This is a genomic window from Granulicella cerasi, assembly GCF_025685575.1.
In the GTDB taxonomy this organism is placed as follows: domain Bacteria; phylum Acidobacteriota; class Terriglobia; order Terriglobales; family Acidobacteriaceae; genus Granulicella; species Granulicella cerasi.
This window is the reverse complement of record NZ_JAGSYD010000001.1, coordinates 597,650-622,215: the sequence shown is the minus strand read 5'-3', so window position 1 is coordinate 622,215 and position 24,566 is coordinate 597,650. Positions and strand designations below refer to the sequence as shown.

The following is a 24,566-nucleotide window of genomic DNA, read 5'->3' as shown; positions in this document are numbered from 1 at the left end:
CGGCTTTTCGTGCCGACTACTTCTTATCGTCCTTACGCGGCGCAGGCGGTGCCTGGCGCTGCGGCTGGACGGGCTGTTGCCGCTGCGGCGGGGCCTGAGGCTGCGCCTGCCGCTGGGGTTGTTGGGCCTGCGGTTGCGGCTGGTACATCCGCTGCATCTGCTGGCGATCCGGTTGGTGCTGTTGCGGCTGCTGGCGCTGCTGCGGCTCGCCCCCTTCCACCGGACCGAAGTTCCGGCGCGGATTCGGGTCCTGCGTCCGCCCGGTCGGCTGCTGCTGGTTCGGCGGTGCAGAACGCATCGTGGGCGCGTTCTGCGAGTCCCCCGGAGACATATGCGCGCCGCTGCGAACATCGCCCGAAGGCTGTGTGACGTTGCCACCGTTGCCGGGAGCAGAATCTATGCGGCGGCCCGGCTGCGGCGTCGGCATGTAGCCCTGCGGACGGCTATTGCCACCACCGTTCGAGGTTGCCGGCTGCTGCGGCTGACCGCCCGAAGGCTGACCGCCGCCGCGGTTCCAGTTACCGCCGTTGTTCTGCCCCGGCTGATTGCCCCCCGGACGACCGACATAGCCGCCCTGCTGCGGCGGTTGGCCACCCTGTTGCGGGCCACCGCGCTGCATCTGTCCACCGTTGCCGCCGCGGTTATAGCCCGCGCTGCCCGGCCTGTTGGACTGCGAAGGCCCGCGGAAGAACCCGCCGCCCTGCTGCTGTTGCGGCTGGCGTGCGCCACCATTCGGAGCGCCGCCACCATACATTCGCGGCCCCGGTTGCACCTGCGGACGACCGACCACAGCGGCGCCTGCAAGTTGCTGCTGCCCGAGCTGCATGCGGTTACCCGCCACCGGACGCCCCGCCGCGAAGGCCCCGGGAGCCATCGCCACGGCGCGGCCACGGTAAGCAAAATTGCGCCCGGCGTTGCCGCCCGCGAAGCCCGAGTATGGCGTCCGCATGTCATACACGCGACGCACCATCGCCGGGTCGCGGCTCCAGATGTTCGTCACGTTGACGCGGTTGATGTAGATGCCGCTGGTGCGATACCAAGGCGTAAAGACCTCGCGCGGGCCTAGCGGGAACCAGCCCGTGAAGTTCGATCCACCGACGAAAACGACCAACGCCGGAGCATAGACCGGACGCACGCCGCGCGGGCCGGGAATCCAGCCCCAGCGCGGGCCAAAGCGCGCCCAGCGACCGTAGTGGTACGGCGCAAAGCCCCAACGCTCACCGCCGACCCACGTCCAGCCCCACGGCGGAACGAACGCCCAGTGGCCGACGCGATACGGCTCCCAGTCCACAGCAACGCCCGCCGGATACCAGACCGGACCGTACTCGCTGTCCTGCTGCCAGCTGCCGTTGGCGGCAAGGTCCTCGCTGCCGATCGTGCCCTCATCGACGTAACCGCCGACTTCCTGCTCGGCCTGCTGGAACTGCTGATCGCGGCTGATCGAGAACTGGTCGAGGACGTCGGCCTGCTGCGCGTGCACCTGCTGCACCTCGAGGTTGTCCGTGCCTGCAAGCTGCAGCGCCGTGCCGGAGTTCACCACCTGCGTGAAGTTATTGCCCTCAATGCGCGCCTGTCCGCTGAGGACATTCACCCAGGTAATGTCCTGGCTCGGATCGACGTCGATGCGGATGTCGCCCGCCGCCTGCACGCTCACCGCGACGTTCGGCGTGTCCACCTCGGTTTGCGAACCGACGTCGTAGCCGAAGGTGCGCAGGTGCACCGAGCCGCCCGCGAGGCCGAACTGCGCCAGCGTGTCGGTCATCGCCTGCACGGTGAAGTCCGTGTTCGCGCCGAGGCGCACGGCGATCTGCCCGGTCTGAACCTCCGCCTGCGAGTTGTCGGCGGTGTAGAGACGGTCACCGCCGGTCAGCGGATAGTTCAGCTCTGCAGAGACGAATCCATTGCCCGCTGCGGGCTGGAACGATGCCTGCCCGTTCAACACGGCCACGCGCGCCACACGCTGTGGCGGATCGGCGGAGGGATCGCCCGTTCCGGCTTGAAAATCAGCCTGTTGCTGCTGGTCGGGCGTCATCTGAGCGTAGGCGCCCGAGGGGTCCTGCGCGCTGAGCAGATACGCTCCGCCAAACATCAGGCCCGCAGCCGCTACAGCGGGCGCGAACCACAAAACACGGTGACGGCTGAAGGTTTTCATTCGAGTCCATCCCCTTTCCTGAGGAACAAGATCATCGGGCAAACAAGCCCCGGCGCCTCATCCTAAACCCGCGCTGCAGAAAAAAGATGCATCGCAGTGCGAATCCCGGGAACCTCTGCGGGCAAGCCGTCGTATTCTTGCTCGAACTACAGGAGCGTACGTCCATGAAGCTTCGAACTGCCTCTCTTGCTCTTCCTCTCGTGGCGCTGCTGGCGCTGAGCAGCACCACTGGCTGCCGCATCACCAAGACCGGCAGCGGCAACAAGGAAAACGTGGATGTCGCCACGCCCTTCGGCTCCGTGAACGTGAAGACCGACGACGCGCGCGTCGCCGGAAACCTCGGCCTCGCGCTCTACCCCGGCGCCGTGCCCGTGAAGGACAAGAACGACAAAGACAACGACCAGGCCGACGTAAACCTGAACTTCGGCGGCTTCCACCTCGGCGTTACTGCGGCCAGCTACCAGACGCACGATCAGCCTTCGCAGGTCGAGGCCTTCTACCGCAAGGACCTCGCCAAGTACGGCTCTGTGCTCAAGTGCGTTGACAAGGCCCCCGTCGGCGAGCCCACCCGCACCGAGCAGGGCCTGACCTGCAATGACGGCAAGAACGACACCGTCCGCGTACGCGGAGGCGCGGCTCCCAGCTTCGAGCTCCGCACCGGCTCGCCGAAGCACCAGCGCATCGTCGGCATTGAAACGAAGGACGGCGCCACCAAGATCGGCCTCGTCAAACTCGATCTGCCCGGTTCGGTGACCTTCGACAGCAGCGACCACAAGACCGCGCAGTAGAGGCGAGAAACCAGGAGAGGCTAGGAAGTAGGAAGTGGTCTCGCGCCCCACCACGAACGGGCGCCCCAGGTCTCGCTTCTGAGACCTGGGTTCTGAGAATCTCTCCTCATCTGCTCTTCCTAAATCCTTCTTCCCCGCCTTCCCTGTACCCTTAGAAGTGATGCAACACCTTTGCCCACGCTGCCGCTTCGCGGTGGAAGATGATGAAGACGGCGCGCTGACCTATTGCCGCCACTGCGGAATGCCGCAAGTGAAGCTCTCCGAAGAGCTCGCCGAACGCGCAGCGCAAGAGCGGGCAGGTGCTATCGCCGGCCCGGCACAGCTTGCCTCAGCCGAATTCCCCACCCCCTCTGCGAGCTCGACTCCAGCGGCCCCGCCGCCTGACCCGACGCGCCCCGACTGGCGCATCGCCGTGCAGTGTGCCGCGCTTGCCGGTGGCATCGCCTTGGTCTTCGCCCTCGTCGGAGCGGTCGCCGCGCCTGCAGGACTGCTCGGTCTGCTCTGGGCCGTCAGCGCGCCCATCGTCGCGCTTGGCATCTACGCTTCCCGCGCCACGGGCACGCGCATCACCATGGACTTCGGCTCCAAGCTCGGTGCACTCACCGGCCTCTTCGTGATGCTCGGCATGTCCTCGGTAAACACCGTGCAACTGCTGCTGGAGCGCTACGTGCGCCACGATTCCGCTCGCGTGGACGGCCAGTTCAACGCGATGTTCGCGCAGGCGAAGTTCGCCATGCTGCAGGGCGCAGGCAAAGACGCCGCTTCCGTCGCGCCGTTAGCCGCGAGCTTCGACAACCCCGAGATCCGCGCCGGTATTCTGCTCGCTTCGCTCGCCATCTTCACCCTGATGTACCTCGCCTTCTCCGCGCTCGGCGGAGCCTTTGCTGGCGCCCTGCGAGCACGCAAGGCGTAGGCCTTGATATCCTGACGACACCATGAGCGAAACGACTACGCCCGCACCCTCGACCAAGACCTCCAAGCTCCGCGAGAAAGGCCGCCTGATGTCGGCCTCCGAGATCGAGCGCACGCTCGTCCGCCTGGCGCATGAAATCGTCGAGCGCAACAACGGCGCCGCGAACGTGGGTCTCGTCGGCATCAAGCGCCGCGGCGTGCCGCTGGCCGAGCGTCTGGGCAAGCTCATCACCAACATTGAAAAGCAGCCCGTCGATGTCGGCACGCTCGACATCAGCTTCTACCGCGACGACCTCACCACGCGTGACGTGCGTCCCGTTGTCGAAAAGGGCGAGCTTGGCTTCGACGTCACCGGTCGCGACATCATCCTGATGGACGACGTGCTCTACACGGGCCGCACCATCCGCGCAGCTCTTGACGCACTCTTCGACCACGGCCGCCCCAAGAGCGTACAGCTGCTCGTGCTGATCGACCGCGGCCACCGCGAACTGCCGATCGAGGCCAAGTTCATCGGCCGCATCGTTCCCACCAGCCGCCGCGAGATCATCGAAGTGAAGCTCCGCGAGATTGACAACGACGAACAGGTGCTACTGATGGAACTGGCTGACTAGGCCGCTTCCACAGAAGGAACAAACGCCCTCGAGTCGCGATGACCTCGAGGGCGTCTCTCTTTGCCGCCGCAACGTCGGTTCCTGCAGCGCATCTGTGTAAGAATCGCCACACCCCCGACATTCCAGCAACTGATGCCAGATAAGAGCATCCAGAGCGATGACACTATGAGCCAGAACGAAGCGACTCTCCCCCCGCAAACTGCTACGACTCCGCCAACGGTCGCCCCGATGAGCATGGCCGAGGTGCTGCGCATCCCCGTCATGCGGCGGCTCTGGTACGCGCAGATCGTCTCCACCTTCGGCGACTTCCTTGCGCTCTTCGCGGTCATGATCGTGATGACCTACCAGCTCCGCGCCACGCCGCAGCAGATCACCGGCGTGCAGATTGCCTACATGGGGCCGATCGCCATCCTCGGCGTACTCTCGGGCGTCTTCGTGGACCGCTGGCCGACGAAGATCACGCTCGTCACCTCGGACTATCTGCGCGCGCTGCTCTGCCTGAGCCTCCTGTTGGTGCATAACGTCTGGGGTTTCTACATCGCGCTCGCGCTGATCAGCGTGGTTTCCAGCTTCTTCGGTCCCGCGCAGGGCGTAGCGATACGCACCGCTGTGCCGCGCCACGGTATGCAGTCGGCGCAGAGCTTGCTGCAGCAGGTGATGATGATCATGCGCATCATCGGCGGCCCCATCGCCGCGTGGTTCGTCTCGAAGCTCGGGCCCCACCCTGCGTACTGGCTCGATGCGGTGAGCTTCATCGCCTCCGGCACGCTGATCCTTTCGCTCACGCTCACCACGCCGACAAGCGTGCCAGTCGTGCCCGATCCGACGACGAACCCCGACGGCGTCACCGCACCCGCCGCCGCGGAGCCGACCGGCCTTGCGCGCGTCGTCTCCGACATGAAGCAGGGCGCGAGCTTCATCATTCATCACGCGGCGCTCAGCTTCGTCATCCTCGCGTTGGCTTCAGCGATGTTTGTGCTCGGCTGCTTTGCTCCGCTCATCGCGGTGTATGTGCGCGACATCCTGCACAAGTCCGAAAAGACCTTCGGCTACACCAGCCCGATGATCGGCCTCGGCATGCTCATCGGCATCAACCTCATCACAACGAAGTTCAAGGGTAAGAAGGCCACAACGCTGGTCTACAGCGGGCTCTCGGGCATCGCCATCGGTGTCTTCCTGCTGGCGGCGCTGCCCCATCTTGGGGCGATGATCCCCGGCCTTTTCATCATCGGACTCTCGGCGGCGGCGGTCATCGTGCCCGCACAAACGCTGATCGCCCTTGAGACGCCGCCGCCGATGATGGGCCGCGTTGGCTCGACGGTGATGTCGGCAATCTTCACCGCACAGATCCTCGGCCTGATCCTGAGCGGCGTGCTGAGCGAACACATCAGCATCCGCACGGTCTTCGCGCTCTGCGGCGTCATGCTGCTGGTGATGATGCCGCTCGGCATGTGGATGCAGGGCAAGCGCGGAGCCACGGCCTAGCCGCTGCGGCTTCACCGCAAGACAAAACGGGCCGAGAGGCCCGTTTTCTTTGGCCGAAACCTGGCGGCTTAGGCTTGCGGGGCTTCCGCCGCCAGAGCAGCGACGTCTGCCTCAGAAGCCTCCGCTGCGATCACCGCAGCAGGCGCTTCCATCACCGCTTCCATCGCGGGTTCGACCGGCAGCGCGGCGTTCGCCGCAGCCATCTGCTCGGTGAGCGCCTCTACCTGCGCTTCCGGCGAATCCAGAGCGGCGACAGCAGCCACGGCGCTCGGCACGCGCTTCAGCTGGAAGCACGAGCGACACAGCACCGGACGTCCTTGCGTGGGCTTGAAGGGCACCGTGGTCTCCACGCCGCAGGAGGAGCACTCTGCGCGGGTTTCCGTGCGGGAAAGCGGGAGGGTTGTCGCGCCATTCGCGCCACTGCGACCGATGCCAGCGCGCTTGGCCTTGCAAGGCTTGCAGCGCTTCGGGTCGTTCTTAAACTGCTTGTCGAAAAAGAAGATCTGCTCGCCGGCCGTGAAGACAAAGTCTTGGCCGCAATCAGAGCATCTCAGGATTCTGTCGACGAATTCCATAGCGCCTTTCCCATCGTTCGGGATCCGGTGGAAGGCGTGGCCGCGTACAAGGGCGCGGAAGGCTTTCCAACCTCACTGCGTTACGTTGCGGGCCCGAACATCTGAGAAGACCAGGCCGCTGCATTCGTCCAGCGGAGAATGATTCCTGGGAGGAGAACAAAGTGATGCAGAGGTGGTGCTGAAGTGCAGGCCGGCGGCAGACTCTCGTCCGCACCGACCCGCCCGTCATTAGTCCTGTTCCTTACGCACCTTCTTACGGTTGCGCTTGCGAGCGAGCGCTTCTTTGACGCGCTTCTTTTCGCCCGGCTTCAGATAAAAGGAGTGACGCTTCACTTCCTTGATGATGTCCTCGGTCTGCACCTTGCGCTTAAAACGGCGCAGGGCATTCTCCAAAGGTTCACCTTCTTGAACTCGTACTTCTGCCAAGTGAAATACACCCCCAAACTTCGCCCGTTGGCTAACTAGTAGGATACCGCGAAATCGAGCCAAAAACGAGGGTTTGGTGTGAAATCGCGAAATCGGTTCCCGGGGATTGTAAGGTTTTGTCGGCATTTGTCCTGCCAGATCGAAAACCCCGCCTCGGCGTAGAGTAGAAATCATGATTCGCACTCATCGCGGACGCCGTCCGCAGATCGCCCCCGACGCCTATGTTGACCGCGCCGCCACGGTCATCGGCGAGGTGCGCCTCGGCGCTCGCTCCAGCGTGTGGCCGAACGCCGTTTTGCGCGGCGACGTGCACTTCATCGAGGTCGGCGAGGAGTCGAACATTCAGGACGGCGCCGTGCTGCACGGCATGAAGGACCTGCACCCCACCGTCGTCGGCAAACGCTGCACCATCGGCCATAATGCCACCGTCCACGGCTGCACGCTGGAGGATGACGTGCTCGTCGGCATGGGCGCGGTGATCCTGAACGGCGCGAAGATCGGCGCGGGTTCGATCGTGGCCGCCGGCGCGCTCGTGCTGGAGGGCGTCGAAGTTCCGCCGGCGTCATTGGTCGCCGGAGTGCCCGCAAAAATACGCAAGGCCCTCGGCGAAGAGGACCTTGCGGGAATTCGGAAATACGCTGAGAAGTACGTGGAGTACTCGCGCGAGTACATGGAAGACGACGGCTTCGAGGACTAGCGTCTACTGTACTGCTGGGGCTGCGCGTCTACTGCTGAGGCTGCGCGTCCTTGGCCTTCTTCTGAGCCTTCTCTTCCTTCTTCGTTGCCTTTTCCTGCTCCTTCAGCACCTTGGACTGCTGCTTAGCGGACTTTTCCTGCGCCTTGGCGGCGTCTTCGTTCTTCTTTGCCTGCTTCTGCTGCTCTTTCATGTCCTGCGGCGCGTTGGTCGTGGGCGCGGTAGCATCCTGGGCTTTGCCGGGGGTCGCGGGCATGGAAGCAGGTGCGGTCGCCGCCGGCGTTCCCGGAGCGGGAGCGCTGGGCTGAACCTGTGCGGGAGCGATGCCGGCATAGGCAAAAATCACGGCGGCGACGTAAACGGCCTTATTCATGGGTTGGTCTCCTGAGAGGCGAATGCGTCGCCTGTATTGAACATGGGATGCGGTGTCGTCAACGCCGCGCTGCCTCGCATGGCGACATTGTCCCGAGGCAACTCAACTCGAATCTCCGTGCATCTGAAGGTATGTCGCTAGGAAATCTACAGATTCGCCAGCGCAGATTTTTGTTGTACCGCTCGCGAAACTGCAGCATGCAACAAACTAGGCCGCTCTTCGTGAGCGGCCTTTCTTCGTCTACAGCGATCGAGGTTTAAGCACGACTCCACGAGCGCGAAAGCCAGAGCGCAATCATGGCCATCGCGGCGATCGCTGCCATCTCCACGCAGAAGGCGATGTTGCGCAGGTCCGGCACGCTGTGCGGTGCCAGCCAGAGCACCACCATCAAAAGCACGGCGACAGACGCCATCGCGGCGACACGACCGGCATGGACGACGCGACGACGTGGCGGCGCGGCAGGGAGCGCGACGGCCACCTTTGCGGCGAACGCGGGCGAGACCTCTACCGTCGGCTGCTGCTCGAGCGCAGCGACGAGGCGTGCTTCAAAATCGTCCTGGCGAAGTGGCTCCACATCCTTAGCGTAAAACATCAGACTCTCCTTTCGGCCAGCAGATGCGCGGGCGAGGCCTTGGCACTCGCGGCTTCCGGCACCTCGCCGGTGCGCAGGCGAATGCGGTCACTCAGGCGTTTGCGGCCGCGGTGCAGATGCGTGCGCACCGTGTTGATAGGCAGCGCGAGCGCCGCGCTGATGGCCTCGTACGTCTGCTCTTCCTGGTGATAGAGCACGATTACAGCGCGCTCCTGTGGCGGCAGCAGCGCCAGCTCCTCTTCGACGATCCTCTGCAGATGCGCGTCCGAAAGCTTCTGCTCCGGCGTGCGGCCGTGATCGAGCAGGTCGCTGCCTGCCTGATTTTCAAGCCACGCCGCACCGTTGTCGTCGAGGTCTTGGTCGTCGACGGGCACCGATGCCAGTACGCCACGCTCGCGGCGGCGGCGCTTCCACTCGTCCTGCGCGAGGTTCACGACGATGCGGTAAAGATAGGTGCTGATCGCCGCATCACCGCGAAACTCCGGCAGCGCGCGATAGAGGCGCAGAAACGCCTCCTGCGCGAGGTCTTCCACATGTGGACCTGCACCGGTGAGTCGCGTCAACGTGCGAAAGACCGCGGTCTGGTGCTCGCGCACCAGCGCCGTGAAGCCTTCCACCGATGTAGCGTTTCCCGTCATGCGCTCCTGAGCTTTGCGACCACTGTACGCGCTCAGACTGAGCTGCCTGCTGAAAGTTTCATGTGCCCGGCTGAAACTTTCGGAAACCTCCGCAGTCCAAGCGCAGCGTAAACGAAAACGACCGGCACATGATACCGGCCCGAGGAGATCCACCGTGCTCGAACTAATGAACAGCAATGTAGCCGACAGCCCCTTTATCGTCCCCGTCGCGGGTTGCGCGATGATCCTCGGCATGGCCGTGGCCAGCAGTTGGTCGGAGGTGCGCAAGCGCCAGATTCGCAGCCAGGAACGCCTGACTGCGATCGCTCACGGCGTCACGCTGCCGCCCACGGAAGAAGAGCTCGCGATCATCCACGGCAAACCGACGCAGTCGCTGGTGCGCCGCCGCGCGAATCTCCGTCTGGCCGCAAACATCCTGCTCGCCGGTTCCGCGGGCATCGCTCTCTTCTTCGTGGTGCTGGCGGCGATTCTGCAGGTGCGCCCGGTGCTCTGCGGTGCGGCTGCGGCGCTGATTCCGCTGGCAATCGGCCTCGGCATCTGGTGGGACGTGCGCAAGCAGGACGAGGACTTCGCACTGAGCGGGCTGGAGAAGCCGACGACGACTCTCGAGTAAGCAGCGAGTCGGTGCCCGCCGCATGATGGCCTGCCTCCGTGACGTTCGCCTCCAGGCGCACACTGAGGCAGGCCGCTTCTTTGGCAACATGCATTGCTAAACTTGAGAGTGATGGCAAGCTCAACACTCAAAGCAGTCCGCGGTACGCGCGACCTTCTTCCTGATCAAACTCCGCTGTGGAACCGCGTCGAGGCGACCGCCCGCGCGGTCTTTGCGCGCTATGGCTTCGGCGAAATCCGCACCCCCGTCTTTGAAAGCACGGAGCTCTTCGCGCGTGGCGTGGGCGAAGAGACTGACATCGTCTCCAAAGAGATGTTTACGTGGGAAGACCGCGCCCGCGCGGCTTCTGAAAAGGCACAGAACCTGACGCTGCGCCCGGAGAACACCGCCGGCGTCGTGCGTGCGTACATCGAGCACAAGCTGGGCGAGACCGGCGCGCTGCAGAAGCTCTTCTACATCGGCCCGCAGTTCCGTCGCGAGCGTCCGCAGCGTGGACGCTATCGCCAGTTCTGGCAGATCGGCGCAGAGGTCATCGGGCCGCAATCTTCGGGCGCGGAGTCCGCGCTGCGCGATGCGGAGATCCTCGAAATGCTCGCGACGATGCTCGACGAGCTCGGCATTCGCGGCTGGAAGCTGGAGCTGAACTCTGTGGGCAACGCGGACGATCGCACGTGCTACAACGCGGCGCTGCGCGAGGCGCTGCAACCGGTGAAGCACCTGATGTGCGAGGACAATCAGCGTCGTGCGGACCTGAATCCGCTGCGCGTGCTCGACAGCAAGGACGAGAACGACCAGGAAATCATCAACAATCTGCCGAAGATTGCGGACTACCTCGGCGAGGAGTCGCGCGTGCACTTCGAGCAGGTGCGTGCGGCACTGGATGCGTGCGGCGTACCGTACACGATCAATCCGCGACTGGTGCGCGGGCTCGACTACTACACGCGCACGACGTTTGAGTTCACCGTGACGACCGGCCTGGGTACGCAGAACGCGCTGCTCGGCGGCGGACGCTACGACGGCCTGAGCGAGATGCTCGGTGGCCCACGCGCGCCGGGTATCGGCTTTGCGATTGGCGAAGATCGTTTGATTCTGACGCTGCAGGCGCAGGCGGAAGCCGATGCTGCGGCAGAGGGCAAGACGCTCGAAGCTCCGAAGCTCGATGCATACGTGGCTCCGCTTGGCACGGCGCAGAACCCCGCAGCCCTGAAGCTCGCACATGATCTGCGTGCGGCCGGGCTGACGGTCGAAGTCGGCGATGGCAGCTTCAAGCTGCGCAAGAGCTTCGACAATGCCGACAAGGTCGCGCGTGCGATTGTGCTGGTGGGCGAAGACGAGGTGGCGAACGACGTCTTCACCGTGAAAAACTTCGCCCAAGGCGAGCAGGTGAAGATCGCTCGCGCCGAGCTGAGCACGAAGCTGCGATAACGCATCACACAAGCGAGTACATGCTTAGCCTTCGCGACATCTCCGCCGACACCTTTCCCACTCCATGGTCGAAGCAGACGTTTCGCGAAGGCTTTATTGCGATGATCGCCATCGCGCTCTGCCTTGTGCTTGGCCAGGTGACAGGACATCGCGCTGCGGGTGCGATCGCTGCTGGTGGAGCGTTCTCCATCGGCTTCGCGGTATTTCATCCGACGCTGTCGTCGCCGGTGTTGAGCATGATCTGCGCGACGCTGGGCATGGCAAGCGCAACGCTCGCAGGCAGCCTTGCTGCGCCGTGGACGCCCGCGGTGCTGATCGTCGTCGCCTTCGCGGCGATGAACTACGGCGTGATCTCGAGCCTTGGCCCGAGCGCCGGTTGGCTCGCGCAACAGTCGGCCGTCTTCCTCATCGTTTCCACATACTTCGCCAACGGCACGCATTACGCAGTGGGCCGCGCGGCGATGGTACTGCTCGGTGGCGCTTTGCAGATTACGATTCATCTGCTCTTCCGCGTGCGCTGGAACGTGCATCACGGCGCGCCGCTCTGGAAGATCGTCGCGGCGCGTGTGCGTTACGACGGCCGAGAACTGCACAGGCAAGCGAGCTGGAACAGCGAGTCCGTGAGCTTTGCCGGGAGGCTCATCGTGACGATGATCGTCGCGACCGCTCTCTATCGACACCTGCACCTGCGCAATGGCTACTGGATTCCGATGACCGCGCTGCTGGTGTTGAAGCAACAGTGGACCGGCACGGTGAGCCGATCGCTGGCGCGCATCGTAGGCACGATCGGCGGTGCAGCCATCGCGTTCGGCCTCGCCCATCTGACCTCGCTGCCGCATTGGTTTGTCGGCGTCATGGTCGTGGTGTTCGCGCTCTGTTGCTTTGCGCTGCAAGCGGTGAACTACGCGCTGTTTTCGGTAGTCACCACGCTGTACATCGTCTTCCTGTTCCGCTTCGGCGGATTCTCCGAGACGGCTGCGGCGCATATCCGCCTGCTGAACACCGTCATTGGCGGCGCGCTGGCGTTGGCGATCGACTTCCTCTGGTATCTGCTGGTGCGGCCGCTGCGGCAGCGCGAGCGGCAAGGGCTCTAGCTACTCGAAGCGCTCGATCATCACATCGGTCGACTTCACCAGAGCCGCGACCTGATCGCCCTTCTTCAGCCCTAGCTCCCGCACGGCGTCGGCGGTAATGATGCTCGACACCTCCTGCTCGCCTACCGCGACGACAACCTGCGCCATCAGGCCCTCTACCCGCACGCTCACCACGCGGCCGATGAGCTGGTTGCGCCCGGAGACGCGCCGAAAACGCTCGCGGCTTTCAGTTTCAGGCTTAGCCGCGTCCTTGGCGAGGAAAGGCTTCATGGCCGTGGCCGAGATGCGGTGGTGTCCGCCCGGTGTTTGCACGGTTTTCAGCTTGCCGGAGAGGATCCACTGTTTGATGGTCGGGTAGCTGATGCCAAGCATGTGAGCGGCTTCGCGAGGAGTGAACAACGGTGTGGGCGAGGGCATGTCTTTCATTGTGCAACGGCCAGGAAACGGGGCGAAGCAGTAATTTTTCGTACAATGGAAGGATTGTGACACTCGATTTTCTAGGCAATCTGCAGCGCTCGCACAAGCTGGGCGAACTGCGCGCATCGGACGCTGGCTCTACCGTCATCCTCATGGGATGGGTGAATCGTCGCCGTGACCATGGCGACCTGATCTTCCTCGACCTGCGCGACCGCACCGGCATCACCCAGGTCGTCTTCGACAAGAGCGACTCCATTGAAGCTCATCTGAAGGCCGAAACTTCGCGCCCCGAGTTCGTCGTCGCTGTTCGCGGCAAGGTACGCGAGCGCGGCGAAGGCCTCAAGAATCCGAAGATGGATACCGGCGACATCGAAGTCGTCGCCGAAGAGTGCTGGCTGCTGAACGAAGCGAAGACGCCGCCCTTCCCCATCGCGGACGACGCGCCGATCACCAACGAAGAGGTGCGCCTGAAGTATCGCTACCTCGACCTGCGCCGTCCCGAGCTGCAGAAGAACTTCGTGCTGCGCCACAAGGTTGCGCGCGCGATTCGCGAGTATCTCTCCGACAACGACTTCCTCGAAGTGGAAACGCCGCTGCTGACGCGCTCCACGCCCGAAGGCGCACGCGATTACCTCGTGCCCTCGCGCGTCCATGCAGGCGAGTTCTACGCGCTGCCGCAGTCGCCGCAGATCTTCAAGCAGATTCTGATGATCGGCGGCTTCGACCGCTACTTCCAGATCGCACGCTGCTTCCGCGATGAAGACCTCCGCGCCGACCGTCAGCCGGACTTCACGCAGATCGACCTGGAGATGACCTTCCCGCAGCAGGAGACGATCTTCGGCGTGGCCGAAGGCTTCCTGCGTGCGGCGTTCAAGGTCGCAGGCATCACGCTGCCCGAAGGCTCGTTCCTCAAGATGAGCTACGACGAGGCGATCCAGAAATACGGCATCGACAAGCCGGACATGCGCCTGCCCGCGATGGTGAACCTGAGCGATGTGCTCACGCCGGAGCTGCGCGTGACGCTGAAGATCGATCCCACGCTGCCGGTCTATGGCTTCACAATTCCGCGCGTCGGCGAACTTTCCGGCTCGGCACGCAAGGCGCTGCTCGCTGAGGTTCGTACAAGCTTTGGCGAAAGCGGACTGGATCTGCTCGACGTCGCTCGCCTGCGCACGGCAGAGCAGTTTGCTCCGCTCGCCGAAGAGATTGGCGCGAAGCTGAACGCGGAGCAGGTGGTCTTCAACGGCGAGAGCCTGACGACCGACGACCTCATCATCGTTGTGACGCCGAAGCCCGAGACCCCGCACGCCTGGAACTACGACACGCTCTGGATTCCGAAGCGCGTCGGCCAGCTTCGTCTGGACCTCGCGAAGAAGTACGCAGACAAGCACGGTCTGTTTGCGCAGACCGGCACCGCAGCAGACTTCAAGTTCCTCTGGGTGACCGACTTCCCGATGTACGAGTGGAACGAAGAGCACAAGCGCTGGGATGCGGCGCACCATCCGTTCACCTCGCCGCATGAGGAAGACATCAAGTCGGGCGCGCTCTACAACGACAAGGGCGCAGTGCGCGCGCTGGCCTATGACATCGTGCTGAACGGCACGGAGCTTGGCTCGGGTTCGATCCGTATCCATCGCCAGGATGTGCAGGCGGAGATCTTCCGCTCGCTCGGCATGAGCGACGAAGAAGCCAAGGAGCGCTTCGGCTTCTTCCTCGACGCGCTGGAGTATGGCACGCCTCCGCACGGCGGCATCGCGCTGGGTCTCGACCGCATCGTGATGATCCTCGCTGGCGCAAGCTCGCTGCGTGAGGTCATCGCGTTCCCGAAGACTGCGAAGGCGATCGACTTGATGGTCGATGCACCGAGTCCCGCGAACGAAGTGCAGTTGCGCGAGTTGAACCTGCGCATCGTGCATAAGTCGTAGGCGTAGAGTTGTACGTTCTACGTTGTAAGGAATCGATGAAAAGGGCGACGTCTTCGTACGTCGCCCTTGCTTTTTGCCACATTCGTCGAGCAGCGCGGCTAAGGCTTTAGCAGCGTCATGCGAAGCTGCTCGTAATTCAATATTGTTTTGTAGCGGATAAAGAATTCGTAGCCGAAGTTCAGGAGCAGCCCATTCGCATGCGGGAAGAATTGCTTCGTCGGGGCTTCACCTTTTTGAACCTCGAAGACCATCGGGGGCACGGCTTGATCGTCAAGGCTAAGACCGGACAAAGTCGCCCTGTCCTCGGCGTCAAGTGCGGTCATGTGACCTTCTTTTTGTAGCATCGTGATCTGCTCTTGCGTGAGCCACGCCGTGTTGTGGCTACCAGTGTCCAGCGAGATCGTGAGCGGACGATCGCCTAGCTTTGCCTGCATACTGAGCAAGTCATGTCGGTTGCCGTGATCGAGCGCGATGGTCTGCACGATTGCCTCGTCGGCCTCTGCGGCATGCTCGCCGGCATCACTCGCGTTGTTACGGAAAAAAGTCACGCTGGGATGACGGTAGTCGAGGCGAACGACGTAGCCCTTCCAGAACTCCACCCCAATCCAGCCGATGAACTCCGGCGTGATGTCCTGCTCCAGCGGAAGCCCCGGTGTGCCGCGCACGTTCTGCAGGTTCTCAAAGTGCAATCCTGAAGGGAGCATGATCGAGTCCACCACGGGAAGCTGTGAAACCTCGAACTTCTGCCCCGATCCGAAGAAGCCGTGGCCGACGACCTTTGCGTCTGGGAAATGTACGGTGTGATCGTCCACAGCGAACGCCGGTTTCTGGCCGAGATCGAGGAGCAGCTTGCCCTTCGTGCCGTGAATGGAACCCTCAACGAAGGGGTAGCCCTTAACGAGCACCAGTGGCAGCGTGACGCGATCTGCCACAAGATACGTCGTTGCAGGCTGATCTTGATGAGCAGGCGCCTGTGCCAACGCCGTACTTGCGCCTAGAACGAAACTTGCCAACCCTGCCCACAACGTCTTCATTAGCGCGGCTCTCCTAGTACAAGGACGTCAAATCGGCATCAAACGGATGCACTCATTTGACGGATGATAATTCTTATCATCTAATACTTCTTAGCAAGTGATCTCTCAAGACACATTTCGCGAGCTTTGCCAGGAGCACGGCATCCCTGTGACGCATCAGCGTCAGGTGCTGTTTGAGGTGATGCAGAAGATGCATGGGCATCCATCGCCCGAAGAGGTCTACGAGATTGTGCGCAAGAAGGTGCCGAGCATCTCGCTCGCGACCGTCTACAAAAACATTCATCTCTTCGTGGATTGCGGCATCTTTCGCGAGGTGAGTCTGCACCACGGCACGCAGCGTATTGAGTTGAACGCGCGGCCACATCACCACATGGTTTGCTCGGAGTGCAAGACGATCTCCGACATCGATGAGCAGGCGCTGGGCCTTATGCCTGCTCGCAAAAAGCTTCCCGGAGGATTCCTGGTGGAACGGTACTCCGTGGACGTCATCGGACTTTGCCCGAAGTGCCAGGCAAAGGGTCTGGTGCACTAAGAGCGCGGAAGCAGAGCGCGACAACTTCATATTGCAACTCTCCGGTCCGCGGCGCATGCCTCGGATCATGCGGTGAACTTTACTCAAACGAAGGAGCTCCTCCAATGCTGCAAATTGGCGAACAATTCCCCGAATTCTCTTTGACTGCAACCGTAAGCCGCGACAACAACAAGGCTTTCGAGACCATCACGAACAAGTCGTACGAGGGCAAGTGGAAGCTTTACTTCTTCTGGCCGAAGGACTTCACCTTTGTGTGCCCGACCGAGATCGCTGGCTTCGGCAAGCTGAACCAGGACTTCCTCGACCGCGACTGCCAGATCCTCGGCGGTTCGATCGATTCGGAGTTCGTGCACCTCGCATGGCGCAACAACCACGACGACCTGAAGGACCTTCCCTTCCCCATGCTCGCTGACATCAAGCGTGAGCTCTGCGGCGAACTCGGCATCCTGAGCGCGGAAGGCGTGGCACAGCGTGCGACCTTCCTCGTCGACCCGAACAACGAGATCCAGTTCGTGTACGTGACGGCCGGCAGCGTTGGCCGCAACCCGCAGGAAGTGCTGCGCGTTCTCGACGCGCTGCAGACCGACGAGCTCTGCCCCTGCAACTGGCAGAAGGGTCAGGAGACCCTCTCGGTCTAAGCTTCACGACTCATTACGAGGTGGCCACAACGCAAAGGCGTGGCCACCTTTTCTTGCACCTCTTGCACTGAGAACCCGGTGCTGCACGAAAGGATTTTGCAATGGCTCTTGATGATTTGATTGCAGGTCTTCCTGGCTATGCCAAGGACCTGAAGCTGAACTTTTCTTCGCTGGTGAAGCAGAATACCGAACTGACGCCGCAACAGCTCTGGGGCACCGTTGTCGCCACGGCGATTGCGACGCGTCAGCCTGATCTGACCGCGGCGACGATCGCGCAGGCGAGCACGCTGCTCGACGCAAACGTGATTGACGCCGTGAAGGCTGCGGCCGCGATCATGGGCATGAACAATGTCTACTATCGCTTCCACCACCTGACCGACAACGAGAAGTACGCGACGCTGCCCGCGCGCCTGCGCATGAATGCGCTGCGTGGACACAACGTGGACCACAACGACTTCGAGCTGTGGTGCCTTGCAGTGTCGGCGGTGAACGCTTGCGGCAAGTGCGTTGGATCGCACGAAGCTGTGCTGCGCGGCAAGGGTGTGTCCGAAGAACTGATCAACGCGGCTGTGCGCGTGACGTCAGTGATCCACGCGATTGGCGTGGTGCTCGACAGCGAGAAGGCTGCGCCGACACCGTCGGCGTAATCGCAAAAGATGTCGCACAACGGCTCCGCCATGCATTGGCGGAGCCGTTTGCGTTGATCCGCACAAGCGATGAGTCCAGGCAAGGCGCGTATCATCCAATGAATATGGGCACTTTGGCGTCATCGCCGATTTTGAACGAACCTCAGCACGTGCCGTTGCGCGGGTCGGGGCTTCGTCTGGTTGCGGTATTTCTCTGCGGTACGGTCGCGTTTCTCAATCTCTATTGCACGCAGCCCATGCTGCCGATGTTGTCGCACGTTTTTGGCGTGACGGAAGCGCAGGTGGGCATAACGGTGAGCGCGGCGACGATCGGCGTGGCGATCACTTCGTTTCTGCTGGCTCTCTACGGAGAGCGACTGCCTCGCAAGCGTTTCATCGTGAGCTCGATGGTAGTGCTCTCGCTGGTGACATTGCTTGCGAGCACCGCGCAGAGCCTCACGATGCTGGCCATCGGACGTTTCTTCCAGGGGCTCTCCACACCGGGCATCTTCATCCTCACCATCGCGTACATCACCGATGAGTTTCCGCCGATGGAGATTCCGAAGGTGATGAGCAGCTACGTCGCAGGCACGGTGTTCGGCGGGTTCGTCGGACGCTTTCTCGGTGGCATGATCGCGCAGCGCTATGGCTGGCACATGGTCTTCGTTGCGTTGGCGTTGCTGGGTCTTCTCGGCGCCGCGGTTACATCCACGCTGTTGCCACAGGCGCGCCATCGCCACTCACAGCGCGTGCATTCTGTGTGGACACCGATCTTGAAGAACCTGCGCAGCGTGCGTTTGCTGGCGACTTTCCTCATCGGCTTCTGCATGTTGTTCACGTTGGTTTCGACGTTCAATTTTGTGACGTTCTATCTCTCGGCAGCGCCGTTTGGATTGTCGACGGAGAAGCTCAGCGATCTCTTCGCGGTGTACCTCTTCGGTCTTCTGGCCACGTTGATCGTGGGCCGCTTCCTTGCGCGTATAGGGTTGCGCAATGGCATGATGCTGGCAACGGCGTTGGGCGTGATTGGGATTACAACGACGCTCTCACACTCGCTCGTGCTGGTCGCGGTGGGATTGTCGTTGGCGAGCTCGTGCGTGTTCATAGCGCAGACCTCAGCGAACAGCTTCATGCGCGATGCTGCGCCGACGGGCGCGCGCGTGTCGGCGACGGGCATGTACATCTGCATCTACTACCTGGGCGGCACCGTTGGCGGCATGTTGCCCGGCGTGGCGTGGAAGCACTACGGCTGGCCGGGATGCGTTGCGCTCATCGCTTCGATGATTGTCCTCGCTGCCGTAACGGCGTTCTTCGGATGGAAGGCACCGAAGCAACAGCGCGATCCGCTGCCGGTGTAGTCCGTTCTGTGTTGTAGGTTCTACGTTGTAAGTAGAGGACAAAAGCGAAAGCGCTCCCAAAGGAGCGCATTCGCTTTTTATTTCACTTACAACTTAGAACGTAGAACGTAGAACAACCCCTAGTAGGCGCTGGCGTCGGTGAGCTTTTTGACTTGTTCCTCGCTCAGCTTGAGCGACACCGAAGCCAGCAGAGCATCGAGCTGTTCCGGCTTGCTGACGCTGGCGATGGGCGCGGTGACCGTTGGCTGTGCGAGCGTCCATGCAAGCGTTACGGTGGCCTGCGCGGCGCCGGTCTCTTCGCTGACTTCGGCGAGCGCCTTCAGAATTTTCAGGCCGCGATCGTCGAAGTACTTGCCGACCATGCCTTCGCGCTTTGCGCCCGCAGCATCGGCCTTTGTCTTGTACTTGCCCGTGAGGAAGCCCGACGCCAGCGGCCAGTACACGATGGAGCCGATACCGTACTTCGAAAGCACAGGAGCGAGATCGCTCTCATACTTCGCGCGGTCGTAGAGGTTGTACTCGGGCTGCAGCGAGATGTACGCCGGCAGGTTCTTCGCGTTGGAAACTTCGAGTGCTTCTGCGAGGCGCGCGCCGCCGTAGTTCGATGCACCGATGGCTCCGACCTTCCCTTGGCCGATGAGGATCTGATAGGCCTCCAGCGTTTCGTCGAGCGGCGTGGTGTCGTCGTCCATGTGCGACTGGTAGAGATCGATGTGGTCGGTCTGCAGGCGCTTAAGCGAGTCTTCGACCTGCTGGAGGATGTATTCCTTCTTGAGCCCCTTGGAGCCGTCGCCCATGGGGTTGCCGACCTTGGTGAAGAGCTTCACCTTTTCGCGTTTGCCACCCTGCGCGAACCACTTGCCGATCACGGTCTCCGACTCGCCGCCCTTGTGGCCCGGCACCCAGGCCGAGTACATGTTCGCGGTGTCCACGGCGTCAAAGCCGGCATCGACGAAGGCGTCGAGGATGCGGAACGAGGTGGCATCATCGGCGGTCCAACCAAACACATTGCCACCGAGCACCAGAGGCACGATCTCGAGGTGGCTCTTTCCGAGCGAACGCTTTTGCATGAGTCTTCTCCTTGCGTGGTTAGACTCCTGTGCTCGTAGAGCGATGCTTCGTTTTTTCCGTCGGCTCGTGTGCGTTGTTGCGATGTGCGACGGATGCGGTTCTCGTTAGTTCATCCAGCTGCGATCGTTGGGGTCGCGACGCTCTTCTTCGGGCTTGATGTAACGTCCGCTGGAGTCGATGCTGACGTCCTTGCCCTGCTGGTTCATATACACCTTGAACTTCTTGGCCGCGCGGCGGCGCTTGCGAATCTGCTGCGCGTTGCGGATGCGGTAGTACCGCTCGGAAATGTGCAGGCGGAAGCCGAAGTAGGGCGCAAAGCGGAGGAACGCGAGGCCCGCGAGCGAGACACAGACAGCGACGAGGAGGTCCAGGCGGTGACCGGTGGTCATGGCGCTGGCAACGTAAATGAGGATGAAGATCGCCGCGAGGTATTTGGCCCTCATGCGCAGGATGAAGTTGAAGACGAGTTCGTCTTCGGGGTGCATTCGCGCAAACGCGAGCAGTAGCAGAATGTTCAATGGTCCCAGGCCCAGGACCACCATCGATGGCCTCAGGCTGGGGGAGTTTTCAAAGGCGAGGCGGCTCAACACTGCGGCGACGACGGAGCCGGTAACACTCGAGAAAACAATGAATTCGCCAAACCAGCGAATGCCGCGTTCGCTTTCCAGCGCGGAGCCGAAAAACCAGAACGACAGCAGGCTGAGAAGCAGGCCGAAGATATCTTGCTTCACGCTGACGAGCGGATAGGTGAGCGGCTGCCAGAGCAGTCCTGAGCAAAAATCCTGCGGTACGAGGCCGAACTTGGCGTAGACGAGGCCGGCCATCTCCGACGAGATCAGGGAAAGAGCAAAGGTGACGGCCCAGACCGCAAGCGCGGCGAGCACGATGCGCTTCACCAGCCCACGGAAGGGCGGCAGCGCGAAGGGGATGGTGTTCGATGCCATGGTCGACCGGGTTCCTCGGAGAAAGGCAAACTGCCGCGAGGGTTTCCACCCACTTGAAGCAGTATGAAATTTGATGAAGAAAACTGCTCGATGAAGAAACCGTGGAGGATCTTCATGCGTCCCATGTTGACGAGTCACGGCTACCTCGCTAAAACGGAGGGAGCGGCAAACTCCTTGCAGTTCAATGCTACAAGGATGCGCGCAAAATTTTCGCTGGAGGACAGGGTTTATGTCAGTAGCATGCCCGGAATGTGACAACCCGTTGGATGTGGACGCCGAAGAGGCAGTTGAGGGGCAGACCCTTACCTGCGACGAGTGCGGAACCGAGTTGGAAGTAGTATCGAGCGATCCGCTGGAGTTGGCTCCCGTTGGAGATGAGGAAGACGAAGACGAGGAAGACGACGACTACGACGACGATGATGATGACGATGACTACGACGACGATGACGACGATGAGTAAGCGACTCGCAGGTGCGCTTGCTCTTTCGGCCGCGCTGCTTGTCTGCGGCGTCGCCGTAGTTTCGAGCTCCCCTGTGACGCGCGCTCAGTCGCCGACAGGGCAACCGGCTGTCCGCACCGTGGAAGGCACGGTGAACGGCAAGGACGGTAAGCCCATCGAGAATGCGGTCGTCTACATCAAGGACACCAAGACGCTCTCCATCAAGAGCTACCTGACCGATGCGAAGGGATACTTTCACTTCGGCCAGCTTTCGCTTTCCAGCGACTACGATGTTTGGGCCGAGTTGAACGGGGCCAAGTCGAAGACGAAGAGCGTGAGCATGTTCAACAGCAAGCCGAATCTTAGCTACACGCTGAAGCTTTCCGAATAGTTTGATGTGACCAACGCAGGACGATGCCCTCGCTTCGGCGAGGGCATCTTGCGTTCGCAAGAAACGCATCTTGCAAGGCATGAGCGAGATGAATGTGCTTCCGTTTCCGCTGAATCGTCGCAACTTTCTGAGGACCGCCGGCGGAGCCGCAGCCGCTGCAGGCTTAAGCGTTGCCGCCGCGCAGCAGAGTTCGAGTGCCGCGCCCAACAAGGTGGAACCACCGCCGGGCGAGCATGCGGCCACCGATCCGAAGACGAAAACTCCCGGGCCGTTCCGCAACGACGACCAGCGCGTCGGCTTTGCGGTGGTGGGTCTGGGCGCGCTCTCGCTGGAGGCGATTCTGCCCGCGATGGCGAAGACGAAGTACTGCAAGCCGGTCGCGTTCGTTACCGGGCATGACGGCAATCTCGACAAGGGCATGAAGCTCGCGCGGCAGTACAACGTGCGCCCTGAAGCCGTGCTGCACTACAGCGAGTACGAGAAGCTGGCGCAGATGCCGGAGGTCAAGGTGATCTACATCGTGCTGCCCAACAATATGCACGAGGAGTACGTGCTGCGCGGCGCGAAGCTGGGCAAAGACATCCTGTGCGAAAAGCCGATGGCGACGACGGTCGCGGCGTGCGAGCGCATGATCGCCGCGTGCGATAAGGCCGGCGTGAAGCTGATGGTCGCGTATCGCCAGCAGTATGAGCCGAATAATCGCGCGCTGGCGAAGATGATCCGCGAAGGCAAGCTGGGCACGCTGCGCTCGTTCATCGCGTCCAACACGCAGAACCAGGGACGCGAAGACCAATGGCGTTTGAAGAAGGCAATGGCGGGCGGTGGATGCCTGCCCGACGTCGGCATTTACTGCCTGAACGCGGCGCGCTTCCTCAGCAATGAGGAGCCCTACGAGGTGAGCGGCACAACATGGCAGCCGAAGGATGATCCGCGCTTTACCGAAGTCGAGGCGACCTGCTCATTCACGTTGCGGTTTCCGTCGGGGCTTATCGCGTCTTGCAACACAGGCTACGCCGGACACAGTTCGCAGTTTTACCGCGTGGAAGGAGTTGAAGCGTGGGGTGCGCTGGAGCCGGCCTTTGGCTATCACGGTAACAAGCTGATGATGTCGAAGCTCGTCGATGGCACCGAAACCCAGATGCAGCCGCGCATCCAGGAGCAGGACCAGTTCGCGCTGGAGATGGACCACATGGCGACCTGCGTACTGAAGAATCTGCCTCCGCACACCCCCGGTGAAGAGGGCTTACAGGACCAGAAGCTGCTCGAAGCGATCTACGAATCAGCGCGCACCGGTAAAGCCGTCAAGGTGGCCGTGCCCAGTAAGCCGACGCGAGGCCCGGAGCCGGTCGCGGAAGGCTGAAGATTGCGGTTGCGGGCGAAGAAGGGGCGAATAAAATAGAGGCAGGAGATGCCTGTGTCGACGCTCGATTTGAAAACCGATGAATCAGAGGATTTCTTCGGCTTTCTGCACGTCGACCTGAACAGCTTCTTCGCCTCCGTAGAGCAGGAGAACCATCCGGAGTATCGCGGCAAGCCGACGGCGGTGGTGGGCACAATGTCGGACACCGGCACCATCATTGCGGCGAGCTACGAGTGCAAGGACAAGGGCGTCAAGACTGGCACGAAGGTCGGCGAAGCCAAGAAGATCATCCCCGACATCATCCTGGTCAACGGATCGCATACGGAGTATGCAAAGACCTCGCACGCGATCGCTGAAGCGGTGAACAACGTTTGCCCGGTGGCACATACTCCGTCGATCGACGAGATGGTGTGCGAGCTGATGGGCAAGGAACGCCAGCCTGCCAATGCGCGCCGCATTGCGCTCGACATCAAGCGGGCGATTCGAGAAAACGTGGGCTCTACGCTGCGTTGCTCGATCGGCATGGCGCCGAATCGTTACCTCGCGAAGATCGCCAGCGATATGCAGAAGCCCGATGGGCTGATTGGTCTGCTGCCCTCACAGTTGCCGCGCGCGATCGCCCATCTTGAGCTGCGCGATCTGCCGGGTGTCGGCGCCAAGACCGAGGTGCGGCTGAACGCCAAGGGCATCACCACGATGCCGCAACTGCTAGCGCTCGATCGCGCGGGCATGCACGCGTTGTGGGATTCCGTGTGGGGTGATCGGCTCTACCACTGGCTGCGCGGGCACGTGACCGGCGACGATGGTGCGCCGGTGCCAAACGAGGCGCAGAAGTCGCTGGGGCATTCGCATGTGCTCGCGCCGGAGCATCGCTCGCAGGAGGGTGCGTGGGCCGTTGCGCACAAATTGCTGCATAAGGCATCAATGCGGCTGCGCATGGAGAAGTTCCATGCAGCGACGCTTGCGGTGACGATCAAGTATTCGCTGACGCGCGAGCAGAGCCAGCAAACGCAAGGCCGCGTGAAGAAGCACAACAGCGGCATTACGCAGACGGGTTGGGCGATGGAAGCTCGATTCGCGCACTGCAACGACACGCTGACGCTGCTGGAAGCCCTGCGCGGCATGTGGGCCAAGCGCCCGCAGGGGGAAGAGCACCAGAAGCCGTTCTTTGTCGGCGTGACGCTGCGGAACCTGGTCTCCGACGACGAAATGCAGGTGAAGCTCTTCGACGAGCCCGGCAATCGGTCTGAGTTGTCGGCCGCCATGGACAAGTTGAATCTGAAATACGGCCACACTACGCTGCATTTTGCAGGAATGTTGCCCGCGCGCGAGGCTGCGCCGACGCGCATCGCGTTTACTCAAATTCCGGTCGAGTACGGCGCAGAATATATGTGAGCGATACTAGGAGAGGACCGTGTTTCTCAGGGTGTTGCGGAACCTTCGCAACCCGCGC

The 24,566-nt window shown here is 62.1% G+C and carries 27 protein-coding genes; 17 read left to right on the top strand and 10 right to left on the bottom strand.

Going from position 1 to position 24,566, the window contains the following annotated elements:
* Positions 1-16 precede the first annotated feature (16 nt).
* Positions 17-2,152, bottom strand: coding sequence for a DUF6600 domain-containing protein (locus OHL11_RS02660; protein WP_263369928.1), 2,136 nt, complete (start codon positions 2,150-2,152; stop codon positions 17-19).
* Between the two features lie 164 nt (positions 2,153-2,316).
* Here OHL11_RS02660 and OHL11_RS02655 point away from each other — a divergent pair, with 164 nt between their 5' ends.
* From OHL11_RS02655 to OHL11_RS02640, 4 genes are all read left to right on the top strand, one after another.
* Positions 2,317-2,940, top strand: coding sequence for a hypothetical protein (locus OHL11_RS02655; protein ID WP_263369927.1), 624 nt, complete (start codon positions 2,317-2,319; stop codon positions 2,938-2,940).
* Between the two features lie 160 nt (positions 2,941-3,100).
* Complete coding sequence (locus OHL11_RS02650; RefSeq protein ID WP_263369926.1) at positions 3,101-3,853, top strand: hypothetical protein; 753 nt, start codon at positions 3,101-3,103, stop codon at positions 3,851-3,853.
* A 22-nt stretch (positions 3,854-3,875) separates the two neighbouring features.
* A complete protein-coding gene (gene pyrR, locus OHL11_RS02645) occupies positions 3,876-4,463 on the top strand; it encodes a bifunctional pyr operon transcriptional regulator/uracil phosphoribosyltransferase PyrR (protein ID WP_263369925.1) in 588 nt (195 codons plus the stop codon).
* A 165-nt stretch (positions 4,464-4,628) separates the two neighbouring features.
* Positions 4,629-5,948, top strand: coding sequence for an MFS transporter (locus tag OHL11_RS02640; RefSeq protein ID WP_263369924.1), 1,320 nt, complete (start codon positions 4,629-4,631; stop codon positions 5,946-5,948).
* Positions 5,949-6,016: 68 nt separating this feature from the next.
* Here OHL11_RS02640 and OHL11_RS02635 read toward each other — a convergent pair whose 3' ends face one another.
* Both OHL11_RS02635 and rpsU read right to left on the bottom strand, forming a co-directional pair.
* Positions 6,017-6,523: a zinc-ribbon domain containing protein gene (locus OHL11_RS02635; protein ID WP_263369923.1), complete on the bottom strand. Its 507-nt coding sequence runs from the start codon at positions 6,521-6,523 to the stop codon at positions 6,017-6,019.
* A gap of 228 nt (positions 6,524-6,751) precedes the next feature.
* On the bottom strand, positions 6,752-6,949 hold the full coding sequence (gene rpsU / locus OHL11_RS02630) for a 30S ribosomal protein S21 (protein WP_014267628.1): 198 nt from the start codon (positions 6,947-6,949) through the stop codon (positions 6,752-6,754).
* Between the two features lie 172 nt (positions 6,950-7,121).
* On the opposite strand from rpsU, the gene OHL11_RS02625 reads away from it, so the two are divergent.
* Positions 7,122-7,646 carry a gamma carbonic anhydrase family protein gene (locus tag OHL11_RS02625; RefSeq protein WP_263369922.1) on the top strand — a complete coding sequence of 175 codons (525 nt, stop codon included), beginning with the start codon at positions 7,122-7,124 and terminating at the stop codon, positions 7,644-7,646.
* A gap of 28 nt (positions 7,647-7,674) precedes the next feature.
* On the opposite strand, the gene OHL11_RS02620 is transcribed toward OHL11_RS02625, so the two are convergent.
* From OHL11_RS02620 to OHL11_RS02610, 3 genes are all read right to left on the bottom strand, one after another.
* Positions 7,675-8,016, bottom strand: coding sequence for a hypothetical protein (locus OHL11_RS02620; RefSeq protein WP_263369921.1), 342 nt, complete (start codon positions 8,014-8,016; stop codon positions 7,675-7,677).
* A 256-nt stretch (positions 8,017-8,272) separates the two neighbouring features.
* Positions 8,273-8,608, bottom strand: coding sequence for a hypothetical protein (locus OHL11_RS02615; protein WP_263369920.1), 336 nt, complete (start codon positions 8,606-8,608; stop codon positions 8,273-8,275).
* Complete coding sequence (locus tag OHL11_RS02610) at positions 8,608-9,246, bottom strand: RNA polymerase sigma factor (protein WP_263369919.1); 639 nt, start codon at positions 9,244-9,246, stop codon at positions 8,608-8,610. The genes OHL11_RS02615 and OHL11_RS02610 overlap by 1 nt, the downstream gene beginning before the upstream one ends.
* Positions 9,247-9,400: 154 nt before the next feature.
* Here OHL11_RS02610 and OHL11_RS02605 point away from each other — a divergent pair, with 154 nt between their 5' ends.
* The 3 genes from OHL11_RS02605 to OHL11_RS02595 all read left to right on the top strand — a co-directional run bounded on the left by OHL11_RS02605 (position 9,401) and on the right by OHL11_RS02595 (position 12,378).
* A complete protein-coding gene (locus OHL11_RS02605) occupies positions 9,401-9,859 on the top strand; it encodes a hypothetical protein (protein ID WP_263369918.1) in 459 nt (152 codons plus the stop codon).
* A 111-nt stretch (positions 9,860-9,970) separates the two neighbouring features.
* The gene (gene hisS, locus OHL11_RS02600) at positions 9,971-11,284 is read left to right on the top strand and encodes a histidine--tRNA ligase (protein ID WP_263369917.1); all 1,314 of its coding nucleotides are present in this window, start codon (positions 9,971-9,973) and stop codon (positions 11,282-11,284) included.
* A gap of 20 nt (positions 11,285-11,304) precedes the next feature.
* Entirely contained in the window at positions 11,305-12,378 is a 1,074-nt protein-coding gene (locus OHL11_RS02595; RefSeq protein WP_263369916.1) for an FUSC family protein, read from the top strand.
* On the opposite strand, the gene OHL11_RS02590 is transcribed toward OHL11_RS02595, so the two are convergent.
* On the bottom strand, positions 12,379-12,795 hold the full coding sequence (locus OHL11_RS02590; protein WP_263369915.1) for a helix-turn-helix transcriptional regulator: 417 nt from the start codon (positions 12,793-12,795) through the stop codon (positions 12,379-12,381). It lies immediately after the preceding gene.
* A 65-nt stretch (positions 12,796-12,860) separates the two neighbouring features.
* On the opposite strand from OHL11_RS02590, the gene aspS reads away from it, so the two are divergent.
* Positions 12,861-14,720, top strand: coding sequence for an aspartate--tRNA ligase (aspS, locus tag OHL11_RS02585; RefSeq protein ID WP_317890613.1), 1,860 nt, complete (start codon positions 12,861-12,863; stop codon positions 14,718-14,720).
* Between the two features lie 98 nt (positions 14,721-14,818).
* Here aspS and OHL11_RS02580 read toward each other — a convergent pair whose 3' ends face one another.
* Positions 14,819-15,754 (bottom strand): hypothetical protein, encoded by a 936-nt coding sequence (locus tag OHL11_RS02580; RefSeq protein ID WP_263369914.1) that lies wholly within the window; start codon positions 15,752-15,754, stop codon positions 14,819-14,821.
* A 148-nt stretch (positions 15,755-15,902) separates the two neighbouring features.
* Here OHL11_RS02580 and OHL11_RS02575 point away from each other — a divergent pair, with 148 nt between their 5' ends.
* The 4 genes from OHL11_RS02575 (at position 15,903) to OHL11_RS02560 (ending at position 18,908) form a co-directional block, all read left to right on the top strand.
* A complete protein-coding gene (locus tag OHL11_RS02575) occupies positions 15,903-16,286 on the top strand; it encodes a Fur family transcriptional regulator (RefSeq protein ID WP_263369913.1) in 384 nt (127 codons plus the stop codon).
* A gap of 104 nt (positions 16,287-16,390) precedes the next feature.
* Complete coding sequence (locus OHL11_RS02570; protein ID WP_263369912.1) at positions 16,391-16,924, top strand: peroxiredoxin; 534 nt, start codon at positions 16,391-16,393, stop codon at positions 16,922-16,924.
* A 101-nt stretch (positions 16,925-17,025) separates the two neighbouring features.
* A complete protein-coding gene (locus OHL11_RS02565; RefSeq protein ID WP_263369911.1) occupies positions 17,026-17,571 on the top strand; it encodes a carboxymuconolactone decarboxylase family protein in 546 nt (181 codons plus the stop codon).
* A gap of 149 nt (positions 17,572-17,720) precedes the next feature.
* A complete protein-coding gene (locus OHL11_RS02560; protein ID WP_263369910.1) occupies positions 17,721-18,908 on the top strand; it encodes an MFS transporter in 1,188 nt (395 codons plus the stop codon).
* Between the two features lie 119 nt (positions 18,909-19,027).
* On the opposite strand, the gene OHL11_RS02555 is transcribed toward OHL11_RS02560, so the two are convergent.
* Together OHL11_RS02555 and OHL11_RS02550 are read right to left on the bottom strand one after the other, a co-directional pair.
* Positions 19,028-19,978 carry an aldo/keto reductase gene (locus OHL11_RS02555; RefSeq protein WP_263369909.1) on the bottom strand — a complete coding sequence of 317 codons (951 nt, stop codon included), beginning with the start codon at positions 19,976-19,978 and terminating at the stop codon, positions 19,028-19,030.
* Between the two features lie 105 nt (positions 19,979-20,083).
* A complete protein-coding gene (locus OHL11_RS02550) occupies positions 20,084-20,923 on the bottom strand; it encodes a hypothetical protein (RefSeq protein ID WP_263369908.1) in 840 nt (279 codons plus the stop codon).
* 229 nt (positions 20,924-21,152) lie between these two features.
* On the opposite strand from OHL11_RS02550, the gene OHL11_RS02545 reads away from it, so the two are divergent.
* From OHL11_RS02545 to OHL11_RS02530, 4 genes are all read left to right on the top strand, one after another.
* Positions 21,153-21,383 carry a hypothetical protein gene (locus tag OHL11_RS02545; protein ID WP_263369907.1) on the top strand — a complete coding sequence of 77 codons (231 nt, stop codon included), beginning with the start codon at positions 21,153-21,155 and terminating at the stop codon, positions 21,381-21,383.
* On the top strand, positions 21,352-21,753 hold the full coding sequence (locus OHL11_RS02540) for a carboxypeptidase-like regulatory domain-containing protein (RefSeq protein ID WP_263369906.1): 402 nt from the start codon (positions 21,352-21,354) through the stop codon (positions 21,751-21,753). Before OHL11_RS02545 ends, OHL11_RS02540 begins: the two co-directional genes overlap by 32 nt.
* 79 nt (positions 21,754-21,832) lie before the next feature.
* Positions 21,833-23,113, top strand: a complete 1,281-nt coding sequence (locus OHL11_RS02535; RefSeq protein ID WP_263369905.1) for a Gfo/Idh/MocA family protein — start codon at positions 21,833-21,835, stop codon at positions 23,111-23,113.
* A 54-nt stretch (positions 23,114-23,167) separates the two neighbouring features.
* On the top strand, positions 23,168-24,508 hold the full coding sequence (locus OHL11_RS02530) for a Y-family DNA polymerase (protein ID WP_263369904.1): 1,341 nt from the start codon (positions 23,168-23,170) through the stop codon (positions 24,506-24,508).
* The last annotated feature ends 58 nt before the right edge of the window (positions 24,509-24,566 follow it).

What these genes read in the sequence shown, in the direction of transcription:
- OHL11_RS02565 (WP_263369911.1), top strand. Translation starts at nt 17,026, where the DNA reads ATGGCTCTTGATGATTTGATTGCAGGTCTTCCTGGCTATGCCAAGGAC.
- OHL11_RS02550 (WP_263369908.1), bottom strand. Translation starts at nt 20,923, where the DNA reads ATGGCATCGAACACCATCCCCTTCGCGCTGCCGCCCTTCCGTGGGCTG.
- OHL11_RS02540 (WP_263369906.1), top strand. Translation starts at nt 21,352, where the DNA reads ATGACTACGACGACGATGACGACGATGAGTAAGCGACTCGCAGGTGCG.
- OHL11_RS02650 (WP_263369926.1), top strand. Translation starts at nt 3,101, where the DNA reads ATGCAACACCTTTGCCCACGCTGCCGCTTCGCGGTGGAAGATGATGAA.
- pyrR (WP_263369925.1), top strand. Translation starts at nt 3,876, where the DNA reads ATGAGCGAAACGACTACGCCCGCACCCTCGACCAAGACCTCCAAGCTC.
- OHL11_RS02580 (WP_263369914.1), bottom strand. Translation starts at nt 15,754, where the DNA reads ATGAAGACGTTGTGGGCAGGGTTGGCAAGTTTCGTTCTAGGCGCAAGT.
- OHL11_RS02570 (WP_263369912.1), top strand. Translation starts at nt 16,391, where the DNA reads ATGCTGCAAATTGGCGAACAATTCCCCGAATTCTCTTTGACTGCAACC.
- OHL11_RS02640 (WP_263369924.1), top strand. Translation starts at nt 4,629, where the DNA reads ATGAGCCAGAACGAAGCGACTCTCCCCCCGCAAACTGCTACGACTCCG.
- OHL11_RS02620 (WP_263369921.1), bottom strand. Translation starts at nt 8,016, where the DNA reads ATGAATAAGGCCGTTTACGTCGCCGCCGTGATTTTTGCCTATGCCGGC.
- OHL11_RS02635 (WP_263369923.1), bottom strand. Translation starts at nt 6,523, where the DNA reads ATGGAATTCGTCGACAGAATCCTGAGATGCTCTGATTGCGGCCAAGAC.
- OHL11_RS02535 (WP_263369905.1), top strand. Translation starts at nt 21,833, where the DNA reads ATGAGCGAGATGAATGTGCTTCCGTTTCCGCTGAATCGTCGCAACTTT.
- OHL11_RS02545 (WP_263369907.1), top strand. Translation starts at nt 21,153, where the DNA reads ATGTCAGTAGCATGCCCGGAATGTGACAACCCGTTGGATGTGGACGCC.
- OHL11_RS02655 (WP_263369927.1), top strand. Translation starts at nt 2,317, where the DNA reads ATGAAGCTTCGAACTGCCTCTCTTGCTCTTCCTCTCGTGGCGCTGCTG.
- hisS (WP_263369917.1), top strand. Translation starts at nt 9,971, where the DNA reads ATGGCAAGCTCAACACTCAAAGCAGTCCGCGGTACGCGCGACCTTCTT.
- OHL11_RS02555 (WP_263369909.1), bottom strand. Translation starts at nt 19,978, where the DNA reads ATGCAAAAGCGTTCGCTCGGAAAGAGCCACCTCGAGATCGTGCCTCTG.
- OHL11_RS02625 (WP_263369922.1), top strand. Translation starts at nt 7,122, where the DNA reads ATGATTCGCACTCATCGCGGACGCCGTCCGCAGATCGCCCCCGACGCC.
- OHL11_RS02610 (WP_263369919.1), bottom strand. Translation starts at nt 9,246, where the DNA reads ATGACGGGAAACGCTACATCGGTGGAAGGCTTCACGGCGCTGGTGCGC.
- OHL11_RS02615 (WP_263369920.1), bottom strand. Translation starts at nt 8,608, where the DNA reads ATGTTTTACGCTAAGGATGTGGAGCCACTTCGCCAGGACGATTTTGAA.
- OHL11_RS02590 (WP_263369915.1), bottom strand. Translation starts at nt 12,795, where the DNA reads ATGCCCTCGCCCACACCGTTGTTCACTCCTCGCGAAGCCGCTCACATG.
- OHL11_RS02595 (WP_263369916.1), top strand. Translation starts at nt 11,305, where the DNA reads ATGCTTAGCCTTCGCGACATCTCCGCCGACACCTTTCCCACTCCATGG.
- OHL11_RS02660 (WP_263369928.1), bottom strand. Translation starts at nt 2,152, where the DNA reads ATGAAAACCTTCAGCCGTCACCGTGTTTTGTGGTTCGCGCCCGCTGTA.